The sequence below is a fragment of the Micromonospora sp. CNZ286 genome, assembly GCF_014207755.1.
Window position 1 is genome coordinate 4,434,735 of record NZ_JACHIZ010000001.1, and the last position, 23,849, is coordinate 4,458,583.

Annotated in this window: 21 protein-coding genes; 5 read left to right on the forward strand and 16 right to left on the reverse strand. The window is 73.5% G+C overall.

Annotated elements, in window-relative coordinates; translation table 11 throughout:
- Nucleotides 1–21: 21 nt before the first annotated feature.
- Together hisS and FHX31_RS19290 are read right to left on the reverse strand one after the other, a co-directional pair.
- The gene (hisS, locus tag FHX31_RS19285; protein ID WP_114919999.1) at nt 22–1,362 is read right to left on the reverse strand and encodes a histidine--tRNA ligase; all 1,341 of its coding nucleotides are present in this window, start codon (nt 1,360–1,362) and stop codon (nt 22–24) included.
- A gap of 40 nt (nt 1,363–1,402) precedes the next feature.
- Entirely contained in the window at nt 1,403–2,122 is a 720-nt protein-coding gene (locus tag FHX31_RS19290; RefSeq protein WP_030271023.1) for an MBL fold metallo-hydrolase, read from the reverse strand.
- Between the two features lie 236 nt (nt 2,123–2,358).
- Here FHX31_RS19290 and FHX31_RS19295 point away from each other — a divergent pair, with 236 nt between their 5' ends.
- Nucleotides 2,359–3,228, forward strand: coding sequence for a peptidylprolyl isomerase (locus tag FHX31_RS19295; RefSeq protein ID WP_114919998.1), 870 nt, complete (start codon nt 2,359–2,361; stop codon nt 3,226–3,228).
- 94 nt (nt 3,229–3,322) lie between these two features.
- Nucleotides 3,323–4,165 (forward strand): peptidylprolyl isomerase, encoded by an 843-nt coding sequence (locus FHX31_RS19300; RefSeq protein ID WP_114919997.1) that lies wholly within the window; start codon nt 3,323–3,325, stop codon nt 4,163–4,165.
- A 71-nt stretch (nt 4,166–4,236) separates the two neighbouring features.
- On the opposite strand, the gene FHX31_RS19305 is transcribed toward FHX31_RS19300, so the two are convergent.
- The 8 genes from FHX31_RS19305 to ruvC all read right to left on the reverse strand — a co-directional run bounded on the left by FHX31_RS19305 (nt 4,237) and on the right by ruvC (nt 13,592).
- Nucleotides 4,237–6,708, reverse strand: a complete 2,472-nt coding sequence (locus FHX31_RS19305) for a RelA/SpoT family protein (protein WP_013285470.1) — start codon at nt 6,706–6,708, stop codon at nt 4,237–4,239.
- Nucleotides 6,709–6,934: 226 nt separating this feature from the next.
- A complete protein-coding gene (locus tag FHX31_RS19310) occupies nt 6,935–7,501 on the reverse strand; it encodes an adenine phosphoribosyltransferase (RefSeq protein WP_184976943.1) in 567 nt (188 codons plus the stop codon).
- 97 nt (nt 7,502–7,598) lie between these two features.
- Nucleotides 7,599–8,786 carry a protein translocase subunit SecF gene (secF, locus tag FHX31_RS19315; RefSeq protein ID WP_184976944.1) on the reverse strand — a complete coding sequence of 396 codons (1,188 nt, stop codon included), beginning with the start codon at nt 8,784–8,786 and terminating at the stop codon, nt 7,599–7,601.
- Between the two features lies 1 nt (nt 8,787).
- A complete protein-coding gene (secD, locus tag FHX31_RS19320) occupies nt 8,788–10,695 on the reverse strand; it encodes a protein translocase subunit SecD (protein WP_184976945.1) in 1,908 nt (635 codons plus the stop codon).
- 224 nt (nt 10,696–10,919) lie between these two features.
- The gene (yajC, locus tag FHX31_RS19325) at nt 10,920–11,264 is read right to left on the reverse strand and encodes a preprotein translocase subunit YajC (RefSeq protein WP_036345294.1); all 345 of its coding nucleotides are present in this window, start codon (nt 11,262–11,264) and stop codon (nt 10,920–10,922) included.
- A 140-nt stretch (nt 11,265–11,404) separates the two neighbouring features.
- Nucleotides 11,405–12,469, reverse strand: a complete 1,065-nt coding sequence (gene ruvB, locus FHX31_RS19330) for a Holliday junction branch migration DNA helicase RuvB (protein ID WP_013285465.1) — start codon at nt 12,467–12,469, stop codon at nt 11,405–11,407.
- Nucleotides 12,466–13,068, reverse strand: coding sequence for a Holliday junction branch migration protein RuvA (ruvA, locus tag FHX31_RS19335; RefSeq protein ID WP_013285464.1), 603 nt, complete (start codon nt 13,066–13,068; stop codon nt 12,466–12,468). The genes ruvB and ruvA overlap by 4 nt, the downstream gene beginning before the upstream one ends.
- Nucleotides 13,065–13,592, reverse strand: a complete 528-nt coding sequence (gene ruvC, locus FHX31_RS19340) for a crossover junction endodeoxyribonuclease RuvC (protein ID WP_013474872.1) — start codon at nt 13,590–13,592, stop codon at nt 13,065–13,067. Before ruvC ends, ruvA begins: the two co-directional genes overlap by 4 nt.
- A gap of 184 nt (nt 13,593–13,776) precedes the next feature.
- Between ruvC and FHX31_RS19345 the strand changes: the two genes are divergently transcribed.
- A complete protein-coding gene (locus FHX31_RS19345) occupies nt 13,777–14,559 on the forward strand; it encodes a 3-hydroxybutyrate dehydrogenase (RefSeq protein WP_047892838.1) in 783 nt (260 codons plus the stop codon).
- A gap of 14 nt (nt 14,560–14,573) precedes the next feature.
- Complete coding sequence (locus tag FHX31_RS19350) at nt 14,574–16,493, forward strand: helix-turn-helix domain-containing protein (RefSeq protein WP_013285461.1); 1,920 nt, start codon at nt 14,574–14,576, stop codon at nt 16,491–16,493.
- A 37-nt stretch (nt 16,494–16,530) separates the two neighbouring features.
- On the opposite strand, the gene FHX31_RS19355 is transcribed toward FHX31_RS19350, so the two are convergent.
- The 3 genes from FHX31_RS19355 to FHX31_RS19365 all read right to left on the reverse strand — a co-directional run bounded on the left by FHX31_RS19355 (nt 16,531) and on the right by FHX31_RS19365 (nt 19,897).
- Entirely contained in the window at nt 16,531–17,139 is a 609-nt protein-coding gene (locus FHX31_RS19355; RefSeq protein ID WP_013474870.1) for a TetR/AcrR family transcriptional regulator, read from the reverse strand.
- A gap of 11 nt (nt 17,140–17,150) precedes the next feature.
- Nucleotides 17,151–18,716 (reverse strand): MFS transporter, encoded by a 1,566-nt coding sequence (locus tag FHX31_RS19360; protein WP_123109644.1) that lies wholly within the window; start codon nt 18,714–18,716, stop codon nt 17,151–17,153.
- A 119-nt stretch (nt 18,717–18,835) separates the two neighbouring features.
- Nucleotides 18,836–19,897, reverse strand: a complete 1,062-nt coding sequence (locus FHX31_RS19365) for an FAD-dependent monooxygenase (protein ID WP_184976946.1) — start codon at nt 19,895–19,897, stop codon at nt 18,836–18,838.
- A 54-nt stretch (nt 19,898–19,951) separates the two neighbouring features.
- Here FHX31_RS19365 and FHX31_RS19370 point away from each other — a divergent pair, with 54 nt between their 5' ends.
- Nucleotides 19,952–20,509 (forward strand): TetR/AcrR family transcriptional regulator, encoded by a 558-nt coding sequence (locus tag FHX31_RS19370; protein ID WP_184976947.1) that lies wholly within the window; start codon nt 19,952–19,954, stop codon nt 20,507–20,509.
- Nucleotides 20,510–20,567: 58 nt separating this feature from the next.
- On the opposite strand, the gene FHX31_RS19375 is transcribed toward FHX31_RS19370, so the two are convergent.
- From FHX31_RS19375 to FHX31_RS19385, 3 genes are all read right to left on the reverse strand, one after another.
- Complete coding sequence (locus FHX31_RS19375; RefSeq protein WP_232236670.1) at nt 20,568–21,209, reverse strand: transcriptional regulator; 642 nt, start codon at nt 21,207–21,209, stop codon at nt 20,568–20,570.
- A gap of 90 nt (nt 21,210–21,299) precedes the next feature.
- A complete protein-coding gene (locus FHX31_RS19380; RefSeq protein ID WP_457604112.1) occupies nt 21,300–22,376 on the reverse strand; it encodes an alcohol dehydrogenase catalytic domain-containing protein in 1,077 nt (358 codons plus the stop codon).
- On the reverse strand, nt 22,373–23,815 hold the full coding sequence (locus tag FHX31_RS19385) for an aldehyde dehydrogenase family protein (RefSeq protein WP_184976948.1): 1,443 nt from the start codon (nt 23,813–23,815) through the stop codon (nt 22,373–22,375). Before FHX31_RS19385 ends, FHX31_RS19380 begins: the two co-directional genes overlap by 4 nt.
- Nucleotides 23,816–23,849: the final 34 nt, after the last annotated feature.

Genomic DNA, 23,849 nt, shown 5'->3' on the forward strand with positions numbered 1-23,849 from the left:
CCACCGTAGGTCGAAACGTCGTCAGGCGCCAGTGCCGGCCGGGCCGACCAGCGGTTTCAGGTCCGCCCGGGGCGGCGTCCACTCCCCCGCCGAGGCGGGCACCTGCTCGCCGGAACGGATGTCCTTGACCTCGTCGCCGTCCGCACCGGGGAACCAGACGTACGGGATGCCACGCCGCTCGGCGTACCGGATCTGCTTGCCGAACTTGGCCGCCGACGGGGACACCTCGGTGGGCACACCGCGCGACCGCAGCGCCGCCGCGACCGCGTCGCTGGCCGCCCGGTCCTCCTCGGCGGTGACCGCCACCAGCACGCAGGTCGGCACCGAGCGGGACACCGACAGCGCCTCGGCGCCGAACAGCAGACCGAGCAGCCGGGTCACCCCGATCGAGATGCCCACCCCCGGGAACCGGACGTTGCCCGAGCTGGCCAGGTTGTCGTACCGGCCGCCGGAGCAGATCGAGCCGAACCGCTCGTAGCCGATCATCTGCGTCTCGTAGACCGTACCCGTGTAGTAGTCCAGGCCCCGCGCGATGCGCAGGTCGGCCACGCAGAGGCCGGGCGCGTGCGCAGCGGCGGTCTCCACCACGGCCGTCAGCTCCGCGACGCCCTCGTCCAGCAGCGGGTCGCTCACCCCGAGGCCGCGCACCGCGTCGGCGAAGGAGGCGTCCGGCGCGGAGATCTCGGCCAGCGACAGCACGGCCTTGGCCTGCGCCTCACTCGCCCCGGCGGTGCTCGCCAGCAGCTCCGTCACCCCGGCCGGGCCGATCTTGTCGAGCTTGTCGACGGCGCGCAGCGCCGCCTCCGCGTCGGTCAGCCCGATGCCCCGGTAGAACCCCTCGCAGATCTTGCGGTTGTTGACCTGGATGCGCACCGGCGGGATCGGCAGCGACCGCAGCGCGTCGCCGATGACCAGCGGCATCTCCGCCTCGTAGTGGGCCGGCAGGGTGTCCCGGTCGACGATGTCGATGTCGGCCTGGAGGAACTCCCGGTACCGGCCCTCCTGCGGACGCTCACCGCGCCACACCTTCTGGATCTGGTAGCGGCGGAACGGGAACTGCAGCTTGCCGGCGTTCTCCAGCACGTAGCGGGCGAACGGCACGGTCAGGTCGAAGTGCAGGCCGAGCGCGTCGTCACCGGCCGGGCCGTCGGCGTCGGCCTGCAACCGGCGCAGCAGGTAGACCTCCTTTGCGGTATCCCCCTTCCGCAGTAACTGATCCAGCGGCTCCACCGAGCGGGTCTCCAGCGGCGCGAAGCCGTACAGCTCGAACGTGGCGCGGATGCGATCGAGAACGAACTGCTCGATCATCCGCTGGGCGGTGGTCCACTCCGGGAAGCCGGAAATGGGCGTGGGCTTGCTCATCACGAACTCCTTGAGAACCCGCGCGGGCGCGGGTGAGGGTCTAGAGGCCTCGGGTGGGCGCGGCCGGGCGCGCGCCGCCGGTGCCCGCCACCTCGACGAGGTACGGGTTGGTCGCGCGCTCGCGGCCGATCGTGGTCGCGGGGCCGTGGCCGGGCAGGACGACTGTGTCGTCGGCCAGCGGGAGCACCTTGTCCCGCAGGCTGGACAGCATCCGGGGCATGCTGCCGCCCGGCAGGTCGGTGCGGCCGATCGAGCCGGCGAACAGCACGTCACCGGAGAGGCAGATCTGCTCCGCCTCCCAGCGCGAGCCGGCGCCGGGCAACCGGAACAGCACCGACCCGCCGGTATGGCCGGGGGCGTGGTCGACGGTGATCTCCAACCCGGCCAGCGACAGCGTCGCGCCGTCGGTCAGCTCGGCCACGTCGTCCGGCTCGGCGTACGGCAGCCGGCCGCCGAACAGCTGGGTCAGGTCCATCGACAGCGCCTTGCTCGGGTCGGCCAGCAGCTCCCGGTCGTCCGGGTGGACGTAGGCGGGGATGCCCCGCGCGCCGCAGACCGGGGCGACGGAGAACGTGTGGTCGAGATGGCCGTGGGTGAGCAGCACGGCGGCCGGGTGCAGGCGGTGCTCGGCGAGCACGGCGTCGAGCCGGTCGAGCACCCCGATGCCGGGATCGACCACCACGCACTGCTCCCCCGGCCCGGTCGCCACCACGTAGCAGTTGGTGCCGAAGGCGTCCGCGGGAAAGCCGGCCACGAGCACGTCGCTCCCCTTTCCGTCCGGTCGTCGTCTGCCTGCAGCCTAGTCGTAGCGGCCGGCGAGTTCCGTCCGCCACCGGCCCGGTCCGCCCCGGCCGGGCTGAGACGGCGGGACCTCGTACACCACATTCACAGTCGCTACCCGTACACTCTGGCGGGCGTGTGGCGTGGCGCACCCCGATCGGAACGGCGGACGGCGCCCGGCGCCGGCGGCGATCAGGCAGAGGAAGGGGAGCGCGCGTGGCTTCCAGCAGGGACCGGCAGCGCAAACTGGCGCGCGCCAAGCTCGACCGGCAACTCGCCCGGCGGGCGGCGGTCGCGAAGCGCCGCCGGCAGATCCGGGCCGGCGTGGGCGCCGCGGTGGTGCTCGTGCTGATCGTGGCCGGCTCCGCCTGGGCGCTCGGCGCGTTCGACTCCGAGCCGGAGAAGAAGGCCGCCGAGGACGTCTGCCTCTGGAGCACGGAGGACGGCGCCGTCAACACCAACCTCAAGGACGTCGGCCAGCCGCCCACCACGGGCCTGCCCACCTCCGGCACCCGCCCGATGACGATCACCACCAACCAGGGTGGGCCGATCACCGTCGAGCTGGACCAGACCGACGCGCCGTGCGGCGCGGCGAGCCTGAGCTACCTGGCCGGCCGGTCGTTCTTCGACAACACCACCTGCCACGAGATCACCGCCGAGGGCGCGCTGCGCTGCGGTGACCCGACCGGCACCGGGCTCGGCGGCCCGACCTACTCGTTCTACGACGAGAACGTACCGGCCGCGCCTGAGCCGAGCCCGTCGGCCTCGCCGGCGCCCGGGCAGCCGGCGACGTACCCGAAGGGCACCGTCGCCATGATCGGCAACCCGCCCGGCAGCAACGGCAGCCAGTTCCTGATCTTCTTCAAGGACGCCAGCCCGGCCAAGCCGGCCTACTCGGTGGTCGGCAAGGTCACCGGTGGGCTCGACGTGGTGGAGAAGATCGGCGCCATGCCGACGGTGGACAATGGCAACGGCGCCAAGGTCAAGCCGAAGACGCAGGTGCTGGTCCAGAGCGTCACAGTCGGCGAGCCCGGCGCGGCGCCGGCCGGCAGTCCCGCGCCGTCGCCCAGCGCCAGCGCGGGCTGACCCGACAACCCGATCCGGCGGCCCCGCCGCCGGTGACCCACACGTGACCGGCGGCGCGCGCGCCGACCCCATACGCAGCAGGTGAGGAGTGACCGTGACGTCCACCAGAGACCGCCAGCGCGCGGCGGCGCGGGCCAAGCTCGAGCGGGAGATGGCGGAACGGGCCGGCCGGGCCCGCAAGCGCCGGCAGACCCAGGCGATCGTCGGGGCCGCGGCGGTGCTGGTGCTCGTCGTGGCCGGCACGGTCTGGCTCGTCGCCGCGCTCGGCGACGACGACGACAAGCAGGGCGGCACCACCGCCGATGCCGGGGCCGTCCAGTGCGCGTACACGGAGGTGCCCAAGGAGGGCCGTCCGCCGCAGATCAAGGACGTCGGCCTCCCGCCGACCCAGCAGTCCGGCAAGGGCACCCAGACGATGACCATCGACACCAACCTGGGCCCGATCACCGCCAAGATCGACCGTGCCGCCGTGCCCTGTACCGCCGGTAGCTTCACGCACCTGGCGGAGAAGGGCTTCTTCGACAACACCAAGTGCCACCGGCTGGTCACCGAGGGCATCAAGGTGCTCCAGTGCGGCGACCCGAGCGCCACCGGCAAGGGCTGGCGGGACACCGACGGCACCGGCGGCCCGTCCTACAACCTGGCCGAGGAGAACCTCCCGACCAACAAGCGCCCGCCGTACCCGGAGGGTGTCATCGCGATGGCCAACTCCGGCCAGCCGGGCAGCACGGGCAGCCAGTTCTTCATCGTGTACGGCGACTCGCCGCTCGACCCGAACTACACGGTGCTGGGCACCATCACCGGCGGCATGGACGTGGTGAAGCAGGTCGCCGCGGCCGGTGACGACGGCGCGTTCGCCAAGCAGGCCGGCGGTGGTCACCCGAAGAAGGAGATCACCATGACCAAGGTGACGATGAGCCCGGTCCAGGGCGGCTGACCGCACCCGTACGACGACGAAGCGCCCGCCGGCTGATCGCAGCCGGCGGGCGCTTTCGCGTGCGTGGTGGCTCAGGCCCCCGAGGTGACCCGGTACGCGTCGAACACGCCGTCGACCTTTCGGACGGCGGCCAGCAGGTGCCCGAGGTGCTTCGGGTCGGCCATCTCGAAGCTGAACCGGCTGACCGCCACCCGGTCGCGGGTGGTGGTGACGGTCGCGGAGAGGATGTTCACCCGCTCCTCGGACAGCACCCTCGTCACGTCGGCGAGCAGCTTGTGCCGGTCCAGCGCCTCGACCTGGATGGCGACCAGGAACGTGGAGGCGGAGGTGAGCTTCCAGCTCACCTCGACCACCCGCTCGGGCTGAGCGCGCAGGTCCTCGGCGTTGGCGCAGTCGTCCCGGTGCACGCTGACCCCGCCGGAGCGGGTGACGAACCCGAACACCGAGTCCGGCGGCACCGGCGTGCAGCAGCGGGCCAGCTTGATCCAGACGTCGCTGACACCGCGGACCACGACACCCGGGTCGGCGCTGCTCTGCCGGCTGCGCGGCGGCCGGGTGGCGACGGCGGTCTCGGCGATGTCCTCCGCCGCGCCCTCCTCGCCGCCGTAGGAGGCCATCAGCTTCTGCACGACCGACTGCGCGGAGACCTGGCTGTCGCCGACCGCCGCGTACAGCGAGGCCACGTCGGCCAGATGCAGGTCCCGGGCGATCGCCATCAGCGCGTCCGAGGTGAGCATCCGCTGCAACGGCATGCCCTGCTTGCGCATCGCCTTGACGATCGCGTCCTTGCCGGCCTCGATCGCCTCCTCGCGCCGCTCCTTGTTGAAGTACTGGCGGATCTTGGTACGCGCCCGCGGGCTCTTGACGAAGCCCAGCCAGTCCTGCGTCGGCCCGGCCGTGTCGGACTTCGACGTGAAGATCTCGATCACGTCGCCGTTGGACAGCGTCGACTCCAGCGGCACCAGCTTGCCGTTGACCCGCGCGCCGATGCACTTGTGCCCGACCTCGGTGTGCACCGCGTACGCGAAGTCCACAGGCGTCGACCCGGTCGGCAGCGGGATGACGTCACCCTTCGGGGTGAAGACGTACACCTCCTGGCTGGACAGGTCGAACCGCAGCGCGTCCAGGAACTCGCTCGGGTCCGCCGCCTCACGCTGCCAGTCCAGCAGCTGCCGCAGCCACGTCATCTCGTCGATGTGCGCCGGCGGGCCCACCACCGGGGTGCCCTTGTGCTCCTTGTACTTCCAGTGCGCGGCGATGCCGAACTCGGCGGTGCGGTGCATCGCGTACGTGCGGATCTGCATCTCCACCGGCTTGCCGGTGGGCCCGATGACAGTCGTGTGCAACGACTGGTACATGTTGAACTTGGGCATGGCGATGTAGTCCTTGAACCGGCCCGGCACCGGCTGCCAGTTGGCGTGGATGACCCCCAGCGCCGCATAGCAGTCCCGCACCGTGTCGACCAGGATCCGCACACCGACCAGGTCGTAGATGTCGTTGAAGTCGCGCCCCCGCACGATCATCTTCTGGTAGATCGAGTAGAGGTGCTTCGGCCGGCCGGTGGTCTCCGCCTTGATCTTGGCGGCCTTCAGGTCGGTGGACACCTTCTGCGTCACCTGACGCAGCAGCGCCTCGCGCTGCGGCTGGTGCTCCCCGATCAGCCGGTTGATCTCCTCGAACCGCTTCGGGAACAGCGTGCCGAAGGCCAGATCCTCCAGCTCCCACTTGATCGTGTTCATACCGAGGCGGTGCGCCAGCGGGGCCAGGATCTCCAGCGTCTCCTTGGCCTTCTGTTCCTGCTTGGGGCGGGGCAGGAAGGTGAGCGTCCGCATGTTGTGCAGCCGGTCGGCCAGCTTGATCACCAGGACCCGCGGGTCCTTCGCCATCGCGACGACCATCTTGCGGATGGTCTCCGCCTTGGCCGCGTCGCCGAGCTTGACCTTGTCGAGCTTGGTGACGCCGTCGACGAGCAGCGCGACCTCACCGCCGAAGTCGGCGCGCATCTGGTCGAGCGTGTACTCGGTGTCCTCGATGGTGTCGTGCAGCAGCGCCGCGACCAGCGTGGTGGTGTCCATGCCCAGGTTCGCCAGGATGGTCGCCACGGCGAGCGGGTGCGTGATGTAGGGGTCGCCGGACTTGCGGTACTGACCCGAGTGCCACCGCGCGGCCGTGTCGAAGGCGCGCTGGAGCAGCCGCGCGTCGGCCTTGGGGTGGTTCTCCCGGTGCGTCGCGATCAGCGGCTCCAGCACCTCGCTGACCTGCGAGGTCTGCCAGGGCGCGTTGAACCGGGCCAGCCGGGCGCGTACCCGCCGGCCGGTGGGCGCGTTGGAGAGGGCGAAACCGCTGCCGGGCGTGGACTCGGTGGAACCCTCGGTCGGGAACGGCACCACGACCGCCCCGCCGTCGGCCGTCGCGTCGGACGCGCCGCCGGTGGCGCCGGTCGCCCGGGCCGGCGGGTTGCCGCTGCGCTCGGTCACCGAGCCGTCCGCGTCGCCTGTCGGGTGCACCGTGCCCTCCACCGGAGGGACGACATCGTGGGACACCGGCCTCCTCACCGCTCGCCGGGATGCGCCGGCCGTCCGGCCGACGTCTGGTTCAACCGGCCCGGAGGCCGGTCTTGTTCCACGCGGTCGCCGGGGCCGGGCCCCGGCGCCTTCGCCGCCCCGGACAGCTCGGCCGGGTCGGGCAAAGGGCAATGCTACCCGTACGCAGGGTACGCCACCGCTCCCCCGGACGGTCGGCGCCGACCGGCCCGACGGGCCGGCCTGGTCAAACGGTCAACAGGGCATGGACCGGGCGCTGCGCCAGCCGCTTACGGCCCTCGAGGAAGCCCAGTTCCAGCAGCACGGTGAACCCGGCCACCGTGCCGCCGGCGCGTTCCACCAGGTCGAGCGTCGCCTCGGCGGTCCCGCCGGTGGCGAGCACGTCGTCGAGCACCAGCACCCGGTGGCCCGCGGTGAAGGCGTCCTGGTGCACCTCCAGCGTCGCCTCGCCGTACTCCAGCGCGTAGGAGGCGGAGTGCGTGGCCCGGGGCAGCTTGCCGGCCTTGCGCACCGGCACCACGCCGACGCCGGTGGCGTACGCGACCGCCGCCGCCAGCACGAACCCGCGTGCCTCGATGCCGGCGACGGTGTCGAACGACTCCGGCTCGTGGTACGCGATGATGCCGTCGATCACCGCCCGGAACGCCTCACCGTCGGCGAACAGCGGCATCAGGTCCTTGAACACGACACCCGGCTTGGGGAAGTCCGGCACGTCCAGCAACCGGCTGGCGACGAGCTGGGCGACCTCCGGGCCGCTGTCTCCCCGTACCCCTGTGGTGTGGGTCTCCGTCACTGTGCGTCCCATGTCCTCTCGAAACGACGACGGCGTCCGTCATGCCGTGACATCAGCATGACGGACGCCGTCGGACCGATTCCGTCCGGCCCTGCGGTCAGCGGCGCTTGCCGCCGGGCCGGTTGCCGCCGCCCCCGGCGGGACGGCCGCCGCGGGCACCGCTGGGACGCTTGCCGGCCGGCCGGGCGCCCACCTTGGGTGCGGCGCCGGCCAGCGCCGCCGCCTCCGGGTCGATCGGCGCGTCGGCGGCGGGCGTGGTGGCACGCGGGCCCTTCGGCGTGATCTCGCCCCGGGCGAGCGCGGCCCGGCGGGACAGCACCCGCTTGTTGTGGGCGCTGATCCGCGGGTCCATGTTCTTCAGCAGCACCAGCAGCGGCGTGGCGAGCAGGATCGAGGTCAGGAACGCCACCGCCATACCGACGAACAGCACCAGGCCGAGGTCCTTCAGCGTGCCCGCGCCGAGCAGGCCGGCGCCGATGAACAGCAGACCGCCGACCGGCAGCAGCGCCACGACCGAGGTGTTCAGCGACCGCATGAGGCTCTGGTTGAGCGCCAGGTTGGACGCCTCGCCGTAGGTGACGTTGTTGTTCGCGGTGATGCCGCGTGTGTTCTCCTGCACCTTGTCGAAGACCACCACCACGTCGTAGAGCGCGAAGCCCAGGATCGTGAGGAAGCCGATGATCGTCGACGGGGTGACCTCGAAGCCGACGAGCGAGTAGATGCCCGCGGTGAGGACCAGGTTGGTCAGCAGCGAGACGATGGCGGCGGCCGCCATCCGCCACTCGAAGCGCAGCACCAGGTAGATCGACACCACCGCGATGAAGATCACCAGACCGAGGAAGGCGCGCGAGGTGACCTGGCTGCCCCAGGCCTCGGAGACCTGGCTGCCACTGATCTGGTCGGCCTGGATGCCGAACTCCTGCGCCATCGCGGTCTTGGCGGCGTTCGCCTGCTCCGCGGAGAGCTGCCCGGTACGCATCTCGTAGAACTCGCCGCTGGTGCCGCCGACCTTCTGCGCGCTGACCACCTCGACGCCGGGCGCCTCGTCGGCCAGCACCTCGTCGACGACCTGCTCGGCGCGGTCCAGGGTGCCGACGCTGGCCGGCACCTGGAACGAGTTGCCGCCCGCGAACTCGATGCCCAGCTTGAAGCCGCTGATCGCGAAGCTCAGCACGGCGATCAGCATGAGCACGCCGGCGACGCCGAACCACAGCTTGCGCCGCCCGACGATGTTGAGATCCGCCTCGCCCCGGTAGAGCCGGGCGGCCAGACCGCTCTTAGCCATCTCAGGCCTCCTTCACACGCGGGTTGCGGGCGGTGCCCGGCTCGGCCGACCGGGCCGGCAGCGCCCGGCCCAGACCGCTGACCCGCGGCGACAGGAACGCCCGGGTCCGGGCGAACATCGTCATGATCGGGTGGCGGAAGAGGAACACGACGACCAGGTCGAGCACGGTCGCCAGGCCGAGCGCGAAGGCGAAGCCCTTCACCGCGCCGACCGACACGATGTAGAGCACCACTGCCGACATCAGCGTGATCGCGTTCGCCGAGATGATCGTCCGACGGGCGCGGATCCAGGCGCGCGGCACCGCGCTCCGTGGACTGCGGCCCTCCCGGATCTCGTCCTTCAATCGTTCGAAGTAGATGACGAACGAGTCCGCCGCGACGCCCAGCGAGACGATCATGCCGGCGATGCCGGCGAGCGTGAGCGTGAAGCCGATCGACCGGCCGAGCACCACGAGCGCGCCGAACACCAGCAGCGCGGAGAGCACCAGGCTCAGGAAGATGACCGAGCCGAGCAGCCGGTAGTAGAAGAACGAGTAGATGATGACCAGCAGCATGCCGATGCCCGCGGCCAGCAGACCCGCCTTGAGGTGGCTGTCGCCGAGCGTCGCGGTGACGTTCTGCTGCTCCTGCGGCTCGAACGTCACCGGCAGCGCGCCGTAGCGCAGCTGGCTGGCGAGCGCGTTCGCGGCCTTGTTGTCGAAGCTGCCGGTGATCTGCGAGTCACCGGTCAGCACGCCCTGGATCTCCGGGGACGAGACGATCTCGTTGTCCAGCACCACGGCGACGCGGCACTTGCCGTCCTGGCCGAGCGCGGTCTGGTCGCAGGCCTGGCCCTCGTTGGTGAACGCCTCGCGGGTCAGCGCGGTCCACTTCTCCTGGCCGCTGCCGGTGAAGTTCAGGCTGACCACCCAGGAGCTGGTCTGGTCGAGCTGGGCGGAGGCGTTCTTGACGTCGGTGCCGAGCACCTTCGCGACGTCCAGCAGGTACTTCGCGCCGGACTCGCAGGCGACCGCCTTCTGCTTCTCGTCCTTGATCGAGGCGGCGGGCCGCGAGTCGAGCTGGGCGCAGGTGATGGTCGGGACGTTGAACTGCATCTCCACCGGCAGGACGGCGATCTCCTGCGGGGTGAGCGTGCCGAACGGCTTGAGCTTGTCGGCCAGCGACGGGTCGGTGGTCAGGTCCGCCGGGGCCTGCAGGCCCGAGGCGGCGGCCCAGGCGGCCGCGCCGACCTTCTGCTCGACGGCCTTGCGCTGCTGCTCGATGCTCTGCGGCACCGGCTCGGCGCTGGCGCTCGGGCTCGGCGCGGCGGCGCTCGGCGAGGCCGACGGCGTGGCCGAGGCGCTGGCGCTCGGCGTCGGGGCCATACCGCCCTGCCCGCCGGCGCTCGGCGACCCGCTCACCTTGGGGCTCGTGCTCGCCTTCGGCGACGCGCTGCCCGACGGCGTCGGGCTGGCCGCACCGGACGGGGTCGCGCTCGGGACCGGCGCGGGCGCGGCGGCGGCGCCGCTGCCGTCGGTGGCCTTGAGCACCTTGCGGAAGCGCAGCTCGGCGGCCTCACCGACGTCGGTCAGGTCGCGGTTCTGGCCGGGCAGGGAGATGACGATGTTACGGTTGCCCTCGGTGACCACCTCGGCCTCGGCCACGCCGTAGGCGTTGACCCGGCTCTCGATGATCTGGCGGGCCTCCTCGAGGTTGTCGGCGGTCGGGGGCTTGCCGTCCACCGTGTTGGTGGCCTCGAGCGTCAGCCGGGTGCCGCCGACGAGGTCCAGGCCGAGCCGGGGCTCCAGCCGGTCCTTCCAGCCACCGCTGGCGCCGCCCGAGAAGAACACCAATAGATAGAGGACGACGAAGATGAACCCGAGCACGGCGAGCTGCCGTCCGGGCCGCATCTGTCCCTGAGGTGGTGCCACGGCTGTCCTGTCTCCCTGTACGGTCGCGCCGCTTCCACGGCGGCGACAACTGTCGGGCCGGGGGTGTCCGCCCGACTGCTCCGGCGGGTCGGCACCGGAGGACGGCACGCCGGCTGGTGCGCGGCGCGGGGGCGCCGCACGGGCCGGCCGGATGCCGGCGCCGCGCGCCGACCCCAACTATCCACTTGTACGGATGAATCCGCTGCCCCGTCCGGGACGGGTGGTCACTCCTTGACCGGCTCGGCTTCCTCGGTGATCGTCTCGGCCGCCGGCGCCTCGGCGCGCTTGATCACCCGCGCGACGGCGGGGCGGGCGTACCGGGTCTGCACGCCCGGAGCGACCTCGAGCAGGACCGTCTCGTCCTCGACCGCGGTGACCGTGCCGTGCAGGCCGCCGATGGTGACCACCTCGTCGCCCGGGGCGAGAGCGGACTGCATCTGCTCTGCCTCGCGGCGGCGCTTCTGCTGCGGACGGATCATCATGAAGTACATGACGACGAAAAGCAGAGCGATCATGAGGATCGGCGTCAGACTGCCGGCTCCCCCGCCACTCGCTGCTGCGTAAAGCACGGTGTAGACCTTCCGGTTGGCCTCCACCCCGGCGCCGGAGGGCGCCGCAGCGGAAGCGGATTCTCACGTCCTGTACAAACCGCGGCGAAGTCTAGTCCCTGCTCCTGAGAAGACCGAATGCGGCACAGATCACGAACGGATCACGGCTGGTCGGTCTGCACCGAGAACAGATCGGGCCCCGGAGGGGCATCCGCACCAAATGTACCATTCGGGGGCGTACGGCCCAGATGGCGCCAGGCAGCCTCGGTCGCCACCCGCCCGCGCGGGGTCCGGGCCAGCAGCCCGGCCCGGACCAGGAACGGCTCGCAGACCTCCTCGACCGTGTCCGGCTGCTCGCCCACCGCCACAGCGAGAGTGGACAGGCCCACCGGGCCGCCCCGGAACGAGTCGACGAGCGCGGTCAGCACCGCCCGGTCGAGCCGGTCCAGGCCGAGCGCGTCCACGTCGTAGACGGTCAGCGCGGCCCGTGCGGTCTCCAGCGTGACCACGCCGTCGGCGCGGACCTCGGCGTAGTCGCGGACCCGTCGCAGCAGCCGGTTGGCGATGCGCGGGGTGCCCCGGGACCGGCCCGCGACCTCCGCCGCGCCGTCGGCGGTGATCGGCACGCCGAGGATCCGCGCCGACCGGTGCAGCAGCGTCTCCAGGTCGGCCGGCGCGTAGAAGTCGAGGTGCGCGACGAAGCCGAACCGGTCGCGCATCGGGCCGGTCAGCAGGCCGGAGCGGGTGGTGGCGCCGACGAGCGTGAACGGCTCCACGTCGAGCGGGATGGCGGTGGCACCCGGGCCCTTGCCGACCACCACGTCGACGCGGAAGTCCTCCATGGCGCTGTAGAGCAGTTCCTCGGCCGGCTTGGCGATCCGGTGGATCTCGTCGATGAACAGCACGTCGCCCTCGGCGAGGCCGGTCAGGATCGCGGCCAGGTCGCCGGAGCGCTCGATGGCCGGGCCGCTGGTCACCCGGATCCCGGTGCCCAGCTCGGCGGCGACGATGTTGGCCAGGGTCGTCTTACCGAGGCCAGGCGGTCCCGAGAGGAGGATGTGGTCGGGCGGGGAGCCGCGCCGCATCGCTCCCTGCAACAGCAGGTCGAGCTGGTCGCGGACCCGGTGCTGGGCGATGAACTCGTCCAGCCGCTTCGGGCGGACGCTGGCCTCCGCGTCCAGCTCGGCGTCGTTCACGTACGCCGAGACCAGATTCTCCCCGCTCATCGGTTCCGGCCCAGGAGGCGGATCGCCTGCTTGAGCAGCACCGGCACCGGCGGGGTCTCGCCGTCGACGGTCTCCGCCACCGCGGCCACCGCCTGCTCCGCCTGCCCGGCCGTCCAGCCGAGCCCGACGAGGGCCTGGCGGACCTGCTCCGGCCAGGCGCCCGCGGTCACCCCGGCCGCGCCGTCGGCGCCCACCGGCACCGGGCCGACCCGGTCGCGCAGCTCCAGCACCAGCCGCTCGGCACCCTTCTTGCCGATGCCCGGCACCCGGGTCAGCGCGGCGGTGTCGGCGTTGGCGATGGCCTTGCGGACCGCGTCCGGCGTGTGCACGGCGAGCACCGCCTGGGCCAGCCGGGGACCGACCCCGCTGGCGGTCTGGAGCAGCTCGAACAGCTGCTTGGCGTCGTCGTCGGCGAAGCCGTAGAGGGTGAGCGAGTCCTCCCGGACCACAAGGCTGGTGGCGAGCCGGGCGGGCTGGCCCACGCGCAGGTCGGCGAGCGTGCCGGGGGCGCACTGCACGGCCAGGCCGATGCCGCCCACCTCCACCACCGCGTGATCCGGGCCGGTGGCGGTCACCGTGCCGCGTACGCTCGCGATCATCGCGTCCCTCCTCGTCGGGCCCGTTGCGCGGCCGCGGCCAGCTTGGACCGGGTGCCCCCGCGCCACACGTGACAGATGGCCAGCGCCAGCGCGTCGGCGGCGTCGGCCGGTTTCGGCGGCTCGGGCAGCCGCAGCAGCCGGGTGACCATGGTGGTCATCTGCTTCTTGTCCGCCTGCCCCGAGCCGGTCACCGCCGCCTTGACCTCGCTCGGCGTGTACGTCGTCACGGGCAGCCCGGCCCGGGCCCCGGCGAGCACCGCGACGCCGCTGGCCTGCGCGGTGCCCATCACGGTGCGGACGTTGTGCTGGCTGAACACGCGCTCCACCGCGACCGCGTCCGGCCGGTGCTCGGCGACCAGGTCGGTGAGCGAGCGGTCCAGGTGCAGCAGGCGCAGCGCCAGGTCGTCCTCCGGGTCGGTGTAGACCACGTAGTAGGCCACGAGCGTGCAGGGACGGCCCGGCACGCCCTCGACAACGCCGACCCCGCACCGGGTCAGCCCCGGGTCGACGCCCAGCACGCGCACGCCGCCTCCTCCCCGAGCCGCCAGCAGTACGTGTGTTCGACACACCCTAATGGTGCCCGCCGACGCCGGGACGGCCGGACACGCCGGGCACGGGCGGTGACGCGGCGCACCACACACGCAGACGGTGGAGTATGTGTCGCCGCCCCATGTGCCAGGGGGCACCCGGCTCGTACGTTCATGCGCCATGACGGCAGAACCCGTGGCGGTCCCCCACGTCGTACACGTCGACCTGACCGGTCGCACCGCGCTGGTGACAGGTGGTGGCGGCGGCATCGGACGGGCCTGCGCGCTGCGCCTGGCGGCGGCCGGCGCGACGGTGGTGGTGCTGGACCGCGACGTGGCGGCGGCCGAGGCGGTGGCCGCCGAGGCCGGCGGCCGGGCGGTGGGGATCGACCTGGCCGACCCGGCGGCTGTGGACCGGCTCGACGTCGACGCCGACATCGTGGTCAACAACGCCGGGCTGCAGCACGTCGCGCCGGTGCAGGACTTCCCGGTCGAGCGCTTCGAGTACATCCAGCGGGTGATGGTGGAGGCGCCGTTCCTGCTGATCCGCCGCGCGCTGCCCCTGATGTACGCGAACGGCTGGGGCCGGGTCGTGAACATCTCCTCGGTGCACGGGCTGCGCGCCTCGCCGTTCAAGGCCGCGTACGTCTCGGCCAAGCACGCGCTGGAGGGCCTGTCCAAGGTGGTGGCGCTGGAGGGCGCCGCGCACGGCGTCACGGCCAACTGCATCAACCCGGCGTACGTGCGCACCGCGCTGGTGGAGAGCCAGATCGCCGACCAGGCGGCCACCCACGGCATCGGCGAGGACGAGGTGGTCGAGAAGATCATGCTGGCCCGGGCGGCGATCAAGCGGCTGATCGAGCCGGCGGAGGTGGCCGAACTGGTGGCGTACCTGTGCTCCCCGCCGGCCGCGTTCCTCACCGGCACCTCGATCGCCCTCGACGGGGGCTGGACGGCGAACTAGTGGGCCCGCGCACAATGTCGGTCATGTCGTCGCCGGTGGAGTTCCTGGAGCTGCTGGCGCGCGAGGCCGCCGCGGTCGAGTTCGAGGGCCCGCTGGTGGCCGCGCGCGCCGCCGGCCTGCCCGCCGAACGGCTGGCCGAGCTGGAGCAGGCGAAGGTGGTGGCGCTGCGGGTACGGGCGCTGCTGGCCCGCAGGCGCCGCCGGGAGACCGAGCTGTCCGGCCTGTACGACACCGCGAGCGACCTGGCCGGACTGCGCGACCTCGACGACGTGCTGCGCGCGATCGTGCACCGGGCGCGGATCCTGCTCGGCACCGACGTGGCGTACATGACGCTCAACGACGACGAGCGCGGCGACACGTACATGCGGGTCACCGACGGCTCGATCTCGGCCCGGTTCCAGCGGCTGCGGCTGGAGCTGGGCGACGGGCTCGGCGGGCTGGTCGCGCAGACCGGCACCCCGTACGTCACCTCGAACTACCAGGAGGACGAGCGGTTCCGGCACACCGGGGAGATCGACGGCGGCGTGGGCGAGGAGGGCCTGGTGGCCATCCTCGGCGTGCCGCTGCGGCTCGGGTCCAGCGTGATCGGCGTGCTGTACGCGGCGAACCGCTCGGCCCGCCCGTTCGCCCGCGAGGAGGTGTCGCTGCTGGTGTCGCTCGCGGCGCACGCGGCGGTGGCGATCGACACCGCGCGGCTGCTCGCCGAGACCCGGGCGGCGCTGGCGGAGCTGTCCGCGGCGAACAGCACCATCCGGGCGCACAGCAGCTCGGTGGAGCGCGCCGCCGCTGCGCACGACCGGATGACCGCGCTCGTGGTGCGCGGCGGCGGCATGGAGGACGTGGCGGCGGCGGTCACCGAGGTGCTCGGTGGCGCGCTGCTGGCGCTGGACGCCGAGGGCCGGCGGCTGGCCCGGGTCGGTGAGATCGAGGAGCCGGACCGGGCGGACATCGTGGAGGCGGTCGCCGCGTCCCGTACCGAGGGGCGCAGCGTGCGCCGGGGCCCGCTCTGGTACGCCGCGGTGGTGGCCGGCGCGGAGAACCTGGGCGCGCTGGTGCTGCGCCCGGACGACGAGCTGGTCGACGCCGACCAGCGCATCCTGGAGCGGGCCGCGCTGGTGACCGCGTTGCTGTTGCTGTTCCGCCGGACCGTGGCCGAGGCGGAGGGGCGGGTCCGCGGTGAGCTGCTGGACGACCTGATCGCCCGGCCGCTGCGCGACGCCGACGCGCTGCGCGCGCGGGCCCGCCGGATCGGGGTGGACCTGGACGCCCCGCACGTGCTGGTGGCGGTCGGTGACGACGCGTTCGCCGAGACCGGCTCGGCCCGGCAGCGGGTGCTGTCCTGGGCCACCACGTACGCCTCGACCCGGGGTGGCCTTGCCGCGGCGCGCGCCGGACGGGTGGTGCTGATGCTGCCCGGCCACGACGCCGGCGGTGCGGCCCGCGCGGTGGCCCGGGACCTGTCCCGGGTGACCGGCCGCCCGGTGACCGCCGGGGCGAGCGGGCCGTCGACCGGTCCGGCGTCGCTGGCCGTCACGTTCGCCGAGGCGGAGCGCTGCCTGTCCGCGCTCGGTGCGCTGGGCCGGGCCGGGCAGGGGGCGAGCACCACCGAGCTGGGTTTCGTCGGGCTGCTGCTGGGCGCGGTCGGTGACGCCGGGGACCGGGACGTGGCCCGGTTCCTCGCCACGACTGTGGGGCCGGTGCTGGACTACGACGCCCGGCGGGGCACGGCGCTGGTGAAGACGCTGGAGGCGTACTTCGGGGTGGGCGGCAGCCTGGCTCGCGCCGCCGAGCAGCTGCACGTGCACGTGAACACGGTCACCCAGCGGCTGGAGCGGGTCGGGCACCTGCTCGGCGCGGACTGGCAGCGGCCGGAGCGGGCGCTGGAGGTGCAGCTCGCGCTGCGCCTGCACCGGCTGCGCACGCCCGCCCGCTGAGCGGCCGGACCGCGCCGGGCGGACCGGCCGGCCCGGGTCAGCGGACGCGCAGGCCGTCCAGGACCGTGTCCACGATCCGCTCGGGAAGCATCCGCTCGTCGCGCTCGGGGTGCCAGCGCAGCATCCGCTGGGTGAGCATCGGCGCGGTGAGCAGCGACATGGTCACCTCGATGTCGAGGTCGGCGCGCAGTTCGCCCCGGTCGATCGCGCGGCGCAGCACCTCGCGCATCGCCGCGCGCCGGGGCTCGACGATCGCCTCGTACGCCTGCCGGTGGGCCGAGCTGCGGTTCACCTCGGGCACCAGGCAGGGCATGATCTTGCGGACCCGGGGGTCGGCGTGCTGGCCGACGGCGCCGACGAGCAGCACCAGGTCGTCGCGGACGGAGCGCCCGGCGGTGCGGGGCGCGGGCCCCTTGAGCGTGCGCAACGCGTCCAGCAGCAACGCGTCCTTGCCCGGCCAGCGGCGGTAGATGGTGGCCTTGCCGACTCCGGCGCGGGCCGCGATCGCCTCGATGGACAGCGACTCTATGGTGCTGCCCTCGGCCAGCAGGTCGAGGGTGGCGTCGACGATCGCCTCGTCCGCACGGGTGCTCCGCGGTCGACCGGGCGACCGCGGAGCATCCGCCGTGGAAGTCATGTCAGACATTGTCCACGAACCTACGCGGTACCGGCCAACTCCCTGTCGGTGACCGGCGCCGCGTCGGGGGCGACGACCGGCCGGCCCGGCATCCAGCGCAGCACGATCACGATGCCGAGCGCGGCCACCACCGCTGAGGCGCCCGCCGCCCAGTGCATGGCCGAGACGAACGAGTCGTTGGCCGCGTCGATCAGTCGCGGCCCGTCCTGGCCGAGCCGGCCCGCGACCGCGTACGCCCCGGACACCGACTCGCGGGCCGCGTCGCGCACCGGGGCGGGCAGGGCGGCCACCGCCGGGCCGACCTGGTCGCGGTAGACGGCGGAGAGCACCGAGCCGAGCACCGCCACGCCGAGCGCGCCGGCCACCTGGCGCACGGTGTTGCTGACCGCGGAACCGACACCGGCCTTCTCCCTGGGCAGCGAGGACATGATCGACTCGGTGGCCGGCGGCATGATGTTCGCCATCCCGGCGCCCTGGAGGAAGCCCAGCGCCGAGAAGATCCAGATCGGGGTGTCCGCGTCGATGAAGACGAACGCTGCGAGCGCCACAGTGGTGAGCAGCAGCCCGACGGCCGCGACCGCCCGGCCGCCGTAGCGGCGGACCATCGCCGCGCTGCGCGGCGCGAAGATGAGCTGGGCCGCGGCGAACGGCAGGAACAGCAGGCCGCTCTCCAGCGGGCTGTAGCCGCGCACGAGCTGGAGGTAGAACGCGCCGAAGAACATCACGCCCATGGCAGCGAAGAAGACCAGCCCGACCAGGGCCACCGGCGCGGCGAAGCGGGGCACCCGGAACAGCCGTACGTCCAGCGACGGGTGGTCGCTGCGCAGTTCGTGGGCGACGAACCAGCCGAGCACCGCGAGGCCGCCGAGCACCGCGACCCAGACCTGCGGGCGGCCGAAGCCGTGCTCGCCGCCGTCGATGATGCCGTAGGTGAGGGCGACCAGGCCGACCACCGAGAGCAGCACGCCGAGCAGGTCGACCCGGCCGGGCTTGGGGTCGCGGGACTCGGGGACCAGGGCCGCGACGAGCACCACGCCGAGCGCCACCACCGGCACGTTGATCAGGAAGACCGAGCCCCACCAGAAGTGCTCCAGCAGCGCGCCGCCGAGCACCGGGCCGATCGCCACCGCGAGGCCGACCGCGCCGGCCCAGACGCCGATCGCCTTGGCGCGCTCGCGCGGGTCGAAGACGTTGGAGATGATCGAGAGCGTCACCGGCATGATGGCCGCGCCGCCGACACCCATCAGCGCGCGGGCCGCGATGAGCTGGGCCGGGTCCTGCGCGTACGCGGACAGCAGCGAGGACAGGCCGAAGAGCGCCAGCCCGAGGATCAGGAAGCGGCGGCGGCCGAGCCGGTCACCGAGCACGCCGAAGGTGAACAGCAGCCCGGCGAAGACGAGCGTGTAGGAGTTGATCGCCCACTCCAGCTCGCCCTGGGTGGCGCCGAGGCCGTGCACCGGGTCGGCCAGCGTGCGCAGCGCGACGTTGAGGATGGTGTTGTCGAGGACGACCACGAGGAGGCTGATCACCAGCACCCCGAGGATCGCCCACCTCCTCGGGTGTCCGGTGTTCTCGTGTGGTTCCACGTCCGTGCTCCCCCCGGTTTCCCCGCGTCGGAATACGATACGGGTCAGACTCGTAACGGAGCCGAGCGTAGGTGAGCGGGTTTCGATACGGAACGGGTTCGTATCGAATGTGTCTCAGGTCACGCGGGCGGTCCGGCCGCCAGCGCCAGTCGCAGCAGCGCGTCCCGCACCGGCAGCAGCCGCCGCACGCCGGACAGCCGCCCCGCCCACCGCGCCCCGGCCGCGATCCGCTGCGTCGGACGCCGGCGCCTCCTGTCGTACGCGCGCAGCGCGGCCGGCACGTCCCCGGCGTCGCGCAGGCAGTCGGCGAGCGCCACCGCGTCGATCAGCGCCTGGCAGGCGCCCTGCCCGAGGTCCGGGGTCATCGCGTGCGCGGCGTCGCCGAGCAGTGCCGTCCGGCCGGCCACGTACGACGGCAGCGGCGTGAGGTCGTGGATCTCGTGCCGCAGGATGCCGTCCGGCGTGAGCGCGTCGAGCACCCGCGGCACCGGCGGGTGCCAGTCACCGAAGAGGCGGCGCAGCTCGGCGCGGTCGTCGGGCGGCGCCGGGTGCCCCTCGGGCAGGCGCACCGCGGCGTACCAGTTGGTGCGGCCCGGCCCGGCCGGGGTCAGCCCGAACTTGCGCCCCCGCCCCCAGGTCTCGCCGCCCTCGGCCAGATCCAGGTCGACCACGCCGCGCCAGGCCACCGCGCCCGCGTACCGCAGCGGATACCGCTGCCCGTACATCTGCGCGCGCACCACGCTGTTGATCCCGTCCGCGCCCACCACCAGGTCGTACGCGTCGCGCAGTGACCCCGGGCCGGTCACCGGGGCGCCGAGGCGCAGCGCCGGTCCGGGCAGCGCGCCGGCCAGGACGGCGAGCAGCACCGGCCGGGTGACCAGGTGCACCGGCTCGCCGTGCCGGCGCTCCAGCCGCTCGACGTCGACGGTGGCGATCCGGCTGCCGTCCGGGCGCCGGATCGACCCGCCGGCCTGACGGCTGCCCCGGCGGCGCACCTCGTCGCCGACGCCGAGGGCGTCCAGGGCGCGCATCGCGCCGGGCCAGATGCCCAGCCCGGTGCCGGTGTGCGGCAACGCGGCCGACCGCTCCCGGACCGTCACCTCCCAGCCCGCCGCCCGCAGGCCGATGCCCGCCGCGAGCCCGCCGATCCCGCCCCCGACCACGACCGCGCGTCCGCCCATGCCGTCACCGTACTACAGATGTAGTCGGCTGCACTACGCCTGTAGTCTGTCCGGGTGACCGATCGCCGGCAGCTCCTGCTCGACGCCGCCATCCGGGTGCTCGGCACCGGCGGGCCGCGCCAGCTCACCCACCGGGCCGTGGACGCGGAGGCGGGCCTGCCCGAAGGCTCCGCGTCCAACCGGTTCCGCACCCGGGAGGCGCTGATCACCGGCGTCTTCGACCGGCTGGTCGAGGTGGAGACGGCGGCCTGGCAACGGCTCGCCACGGACCTGCCGCCAGGCGACGTCACCGCGTTCGCCGCGGTGGTCGGCCGGCTGATCCGGGAGTTCACCGACCGGCAGCGGGTGGTCACGCTCGCCCGGTACGCGCTGTTCGTCGAGGCGGCGGTGCGGCCCGATCTGCGCCCGGCCATCGAGGCCGCCCGGGCACGGCTGGCCGGCTGGGGGGAGCCGCTGCTCGCCACGCTCGGCTCGGCCGATCCGCCGGCTCACTTCCGGATGCTGCTGGCACTCGTCGACGGGCTGCTGAGCAACCAGCTCGCCTCCCCCGATGACGGCTTCGACCCGGAGTCGGCCGTCGCCACGCTGGTGCGCGGATTCCGCCCCGGCTGATCCTGGTCACGCCGGTCTGCTCGCGCCTGGCGTCAGTCCGCCGTGTCAGGAGCCGGTGTCAGGTGGCGCCTCCTGCGGCCAGGCAGGCCAGCGTCGCCTCGCCGAGCGTGGTGAGGCGCTGCGGAGCGGCCGAGGAGGGCGGGAACGGCTCGATCCACCCCGGACCGGCGGCGAGCACGCGTACCCCGGGAAGGTCCCGCCGCAGACGGACCAGGCGGTACGCGCGGCCGGTCAGCGGCGTCTGCGACCAGACCACCACCACCCGCGGACGGACCCGGACCACGGCACTGGTCAGCGCGGACCACGGCAGCGCCGGGCCGAGGTGCAGCGCGCCCCGGCCGCGTTCGCGCAGCGCCGCGGCGAGCGCGTGCAGCCCGAGGCAGTGCGTCTCGTGCTCGGCGCCTGCGAGCAGCACGCCCTGGGCGGGAAGCGGCCGGGACGGCTCACGGCCGAACACGTCCAGTCCGACGCGTACCCCCTCGGAGAGGGCGTGCTCGACGGCGATCTCGGCGGCGCTGTCGCCGCGCAGCGTGCCGAGCAGCGGCAGGCAGACCTGTTCCCAGGCGGGCACCACCCCGGCCTCGGCGGCCAGGTCGAGCACCAGCCCGGCGACCCGGTTGTCGTCCAGGTCCTCGGCGGCGGCGGTCAGCCGTTTGCGGGCCGTCTCGACGGCCCCGGCCGGCATGTTCTCGGTCAGCAACGGACGTACCCCCGGGTAGCTCTCCTACCCTGGGGTTCGTCCGCACGGCCCGATCCGGATGCGCCGGCGGCGAATCCGGCCGGAGCCCGGTCAGTCCGGGAACGTGACGACCCAGCGGGCTCCCTCGCCGCGAGCCAGCCGCTCCAGCGCCACGGGCGCCTCGGTCAGCGGCACCGTGCCGCTCACCAGCGGCCCCAGGTCCAGGTCACCGGCGGCGAGCGCGGCAGCCAGCTCCGGGACCTCCCGGTCCGGGTCGGTCGAGCCGTACACCGAGGAGCGCAGCGTGCGCGCGGAGTGGAAGATGTCCAGCGCGGAGAGGCTGAGCATGTCGTCCTTGCCGCCCATGCCGACCACGGTGACCGCTCCCCCGCGCCGCGTCGCCCGCCAGGCGGCGCGGATGGTGACGGACCGGCCGACGCACTCGAACGCGTGGTCCACGCCGCGCCCGTCGGTGCGGGCCCGGATCTCCTTGCCCAGCCGGTCGTCGGAGCGCAGGAAGTCGGTCGCCCCGGCGGCGAGCGCGAGGTCCCGCTTGGCCTCCACCACGTCCACGGCGAGGATCGGCGCCGCGCCGGCCCGCCGCGCGGCGGTCAGCACGGCCAGGCCCACTCCGCCGAGCCCGATCACCGCCACCGACTCGCCGGGGGCGACCCGTGCGGTGTTGCGGACCGCGCCGACGCCGGTGAGCACCGCGCAGCCGAGCACCGCGGCCTGCTCCGGCGGCAGTCCGGCAGGCACCGGTACGGCGGCGTGCTGCGGCACCACCACCTCCTCGGCGAGCGCGCCGAGCCCGAGCGTGACCTGAAGGGGCTCACCGGCGGCCGTCTCGCCGCGAGGTGTCGACGGGTTGGGGTTGGCGGCGCAGAGCCACGGTTCGCCGTGCCGGCAGTGCCAGCAGTCGCGGCAGGCCGGCGCCCAGTTGAGCACCACGGGCGTGCCGGCCGCGAGCGTCGTACCGGGTCCGGCCTCGGCCACCACACCCGTCGCCTCGTGCCCCAGCACCAGCGGGTACGCGGGCGCCAGCGTGCCGTCCACCATGGCCAGATCGGAGTGGCAGATGCCGGCGGCGCGGATGCGTACCCGCAGCTCGCCCGGGCCGGGCGCGGGCAGGCGTACCTCCTCGACCGCCGGTGTGGCGCCCCGGCCGCGTACCACGAGCGCCCTCACCGCTGGATCGCCTTCAGCTCGGTGAACTCCTCCACGCCGTACGCGCCCAGCTCACGGCCGAGGCCGGACTGCTTGTAGCCGCCGAACGGGGCGAGCGGGTTGAACGCGCCGCCGTTGACGTCGACCTGGCCGGTACGCATCCGCCGGGCCACTGCCAGCGCCGCGTCGGAGTCGGCGGACCAGACCGCGCCGGCCAGCCCGTACCGGGAGTTGTTGGCGACGGCGACCGCCTCGTCGGTGTCGGCGAACGGGATCACCGCGAGCACCGGCCCGAACACCTCCTCCTGGGCGAGCGCGCTGTCCGGGTGCACGTCGGCGAAGACGGTGGGCGCGACGAAGTGACCCTGCGGCGGCAGTGGCGCGTCCGGGCCACCGGCGACGAGCCGGGCGCCGTCGGCGAGCGCCCGGTCGACGTGGTCGCGTACCCGCCGGGCCTGCGCGGCGGAGGCGAGCGGGCCGAGCCGGGTGGCCGGGTCGAACGGGTCGCCGAGCCGGTAGCCGGCCACCGCCGCCGCGACCAGGTCCAGGGCCTCGGCGTAGCGGTCGCGGTGTACGAGCATCCGGGTCCAGGCGGTGCAGGTCTGCCCGGAGTTGAGCAGCGCGTTGCCGACGCCGACCTTGACCGCGGTGGGCACGTCGGCGTCGGCCAGGATGACGTTCGCCGACTTGCCGCCGAGTTCCAGCGACACCCGGGCGATCCGCTCGGCGGCCAGGTGGGCGATGCGCCGGCCGGTGGCGGTGGAGCCGGTGAACGAGACCAGGTCGACGTCGGGGTGCGCGGCGAGCGCCTCGCCGACCACCGGGCCGGTGCCGGGCACCAGGTTCACCACGCCGGGCGGCAGCCCGGCGTCGGTGATCGCGTCGAACAGCAGGTACGCGGTCAGCGGCGTCAGCTCGCTGGGCTTGAGCACCACTGTGCAGCCGGCGGCGAGCGCGGGCGCGACCTTGGCGACCACCTGGTGCAGCGGGTAGTTCCACGGGGTGATCGCGCCGACCACGCCGACCGGCTCCCGGACGACGAGCGAGTTGCCGACCGTGTGCTCGGCCGCCGGGCGGGCGGCCAGGTCGACGATGCTCCGCAGCACCGTCAGCGGCAGGCCGGCCTGGACCCGGGTGGCGAACTTGAGCGGGGTGCCCAGCTCGGTCGCCACGGTGCGGGCGATCTCGTCGGCGCGGGCGGCGAGCGCGGTGTGCAGCCGGTCCAGGTGCGCGGCCCGCTGCTCGGGGGCGGTGGCGGCCCAGCCGGGGAACGCGGCACGGGCGGCGGCGACCGCGCGGTCCACGTCGGCCGGTGTGCCGGCGGGCACCTCACCGACGATGCTCCCGGTGGCCGGGTTCTCCACCGGGATGGTGTCGCCCGACGACGGGTCGACCCAGTCACCGTCGACGTGCAGGTGGCGGCGCGTCAGCAGGGCGGGAGGGGCGGCGGCGAGATCCATGGCGTCCTTCGGGGGCGGCGGAAACTAGCGGTGG

Bases quoted from the DNA above. Each gene is read 5' to 3' on its own strand.
- hisS (WP_114919999.1), bottom strand. From the start codon at position 1,362: ATGAGCAAGCCCACGCCCATTTCCGGCTTCCCGGAGTGGACCACCGCC.
- FHX31_RS19345 (WP_047892838.1), top strand. From the start codon at position 13,777: ATGACGGCAGAACCCGTGGCGGTCCCCCACGTCGTACACGTCGACCTG.
- secF (WP_184976944.1), bottom strand. From the start codon at position 8,786: ATGGCTAAGAGCGGTCTGGCCGCCCGGCTCTACCGGGGCGAGGCGGAT.
- FHX31_RS19355 (WP_013474870.1), bottom strand. From the start codon at position 17,139: ATGTCTGACATGACTTCCACGGCGGATGCTCCGCGGTCGCCCGGTCGA.
- ruvA (WP_013285464.1), bottom strand. From the start codon at position 13,068: ATGATCGCGAGCGTACGCGGCACGGTGACCGCCACCGGCCCGGATCAC.
- FHX31_RS19350 (WP_013285461.1), top strand. From the start codon at position 14,574: ATGTCGGTCATGTCGTCGCCGGTGGAGTTCCTGGAGCTGCTGGCGCGC.
- FHX31_RS19385 (WP_184976948.1), bottom strand. From the start codon at position 23,815: ATGGATCTCGCCGCCGCCCCTCCCGCCCTGCTGACGCGCCGCCACCTG.
- FHX31_RS19365 (WP_184976946.1), bottom strand. From the start codon at position 19,897: ATGGGCGGACGCGCGGTCGTGGTCGGGGGCGGGATCGGCGGGCTCGCG.
- ruvB (WP_013285465.1), bottom strand. From the start codon at position 12,469: ATGAGCGGGGAGAATCTGGTCTCGGCGTACGTGAACGACGCCGAGCTG.